Here is a 2155-nt window from a genome sequence, read left to right as displayed (position 1 = left end):
ACCTTGATGCATCCTAAAACGCCCATGATTATCAGTGAAGCAATAAGGCCGTAAGCTACAACATTCTGTATTCTTGCAAACATGTCTACGCCAAAAAGATTCAGTACAAAAAGAATGGCAATAAGCATGATGGACCACATTTCAGGTGACAGTGGTACTGACTTTAATACTTCACTTAATGTATTTCCGAACATGGCAGCTTCTGAACTTCCAAGAATAAGCTGGCAGCAGATAAAGCCTCCCATGTTGGTGATGATAGTTATAAAAGGACCGCAGCTTGCAAGAGTAAACTGAGCAAGTCCTCCCGTTAAGTTTGGCATTAAAGCATTCAATTCACAAATTGACAGTGCAGTTAAAATATTAAAGGCACAGGCAATGGACATTGTAATTATAAAGGGCAGTCCAAGTACGCTGGAGCCTTGTCCTATTGAAAGCAGACAGCTTGTTGCAACAATAAGACCGACTCCTGTAGCGATTACACTTGGCAGACCCAGTTTCTTCTGATCTGCCATAATTTATTCTCCTTTAATAAGGGCTGACATTCCTTCTTCTCCTGTTCTGACACGAACAATATTTGTAATGTCAGAAACAAAGATTTTTCCGTCACCAATGTGGCCGGTGTAAAGTTCCTTCTTAAGGAATTCAATAAGTGAAGAAACTTCATCAGAAGGAAGAACCATCATTACAACTTCCTTTGGTAAAAGCTGAATGTCCCTGGCTTCTTCTACTTCAAACTCCTGAGTTCCGTGCTGAACACCACAGCCTAAAACCTGGTAAACAGTCATACCTGTAATATGAAACTTACCCAGAGCTTTCTGAAGGGCTGTGATTTTTGATATACCTGTTATAACTTCTACACGACTGAATTTTTTTTCCATATTGATACCTCCGTAAAAACTTTTTTCCAAAGTTTTATTTTTATACAACCATTGCAGGTGAATCCCAGAGATTAAGTTTTGTTCCGATTCCCTTAGCAAGAGCGTTACGGTAAACAATTGTTCCCCAGGCAACATCTTCTACAGGCATACCGCCTACAGAATAAATTACGATTTCTTTTGGATCACGATGAACAGGAATCTTACCTGTAAGAATGTCTCCAAGATCATCAATCTGTTCAGGCTTCATTTTTCCTTCTGCAATAAAGTCTTCTACCTGAACGGCAGGAATAGGAATTACCTTGTAGGCTTCCGGTGCATATTCTTCTTCCCATGCTTCGTAAAGGGCAATGTTGTCTGTTACAGTTCTTGCCCTGTTTATGATAAAGTCTTCGTCAAAGCGAAGGGCTGCAGTAGAACTGATAATTGCTCCCGGTTTAATCCATTCTTCCTTGATGTAAGGGTAGATGCTTGTGTCACCTGTAGTAGGGGTAGAGGTGCTTACAGAAACAATATCTGAATCCCTTACAGCTTCTTCTATTGAATCAACTGCATAAACTTCTACTCCAGGATAATCTTCTTTTGCAGCAGCAATAAATTTGTTTAAGCTTGCCTGACCTCTTCCCTTAACTTTAATTGTTTTAATTCCGGGACGAACTGCCATAGCAGCTGCAAGTGCTGTCTTGCTCATTACACCAGGTCCGATTACACCGATTACCTTTGAATCTTCCGGAGCAAAATATTTGTATCCTACACCTGGTACTGCACCAGTTCTGTAGGCAGAAAGAATATTTGCACTCATGTAGGCAAGGGGAGCACCTGTTGTTTTATCGTTTAATGTAAGCATAAGGATTGAACGTGGAAGTCCCTTTTCCCTGTTTTCGCAGTTTGAACCGTACCACTTCATTCCGGCCATATCAAATTTTCCACCAAGGTAAGCAGGCATTGCCATAAAGCGGCGGTCCGGACCATCTACAGGCATTTCCGGAAAAGGAGAAGATTGTGGAAAGGTAACCATTGTTCCGTGTGAGTTACCATTTGCACCACCCATGCGGTAATTGCCAACCTTCATCAGTTTGAACATTTCTTCCATTGCTTCGATACAGCCTTTCATGTCTTTTACTCCGGCTGCAATCATGTCTTTTTCACTCAGATACAAAAAATCAATTTTTGGATATTCCATAATAACCTCCTGAATAAAAAAAAGGCGTCAGAATTCCTGTTAAGAAATCCCAACGCCTTTGTTCGTATTCCCTTTATTTAAGTATGTTCACACTATA

General features: G+C 40.6%; 3 protein-coding genes. All 3 read right to left on the bottom strand.

Annotated elements, in window-relative coordinates; genetic code table 11:
* On the bottom strand, window positions 1-512 hold a 512-nt coding region (locus K6D58_RS00195; RefSeq protein ID WP_296826327.1), incomplete at its 3' end, for an APC family permease.
* A gap of 3 nt (window positions 513-515) precedes the next feature.
* A complete protein-coding gene (locus tag K6D58_RS00190; protein WP_296826325.1) occupies window positions 516-878 on the bottom strand; it encodes a P-II family nitrogen regulator in 363 nt (120 codons plus the stop codon).
* 40 nt (window positions 879-918) lie between these two features.
* Entirely contained in the window at window positions 919-2058 is a 1140-nt protein-coding gene (locus K6D58_RS00185; RefSeq protein WP_296826323.1) for a tyramine oxidase subunit B, read from the bottom strand.
* Between the last annotated feature and the right edge of the window lie 97 nt (window positions 2059-2155).

Source organism: Treponema sp. (assembly GCF_024696245.1).
Lineage (GTDB): Bacteria > Spirochaetota > Spirochaetia > Treponematales > Treponemataceae > Treponema_D.
The sequence above is the reverse complement of the archived record's forward strand: the minus strand, read 5'-3'. Positions and strand labels throughout refer to the sequence as shown.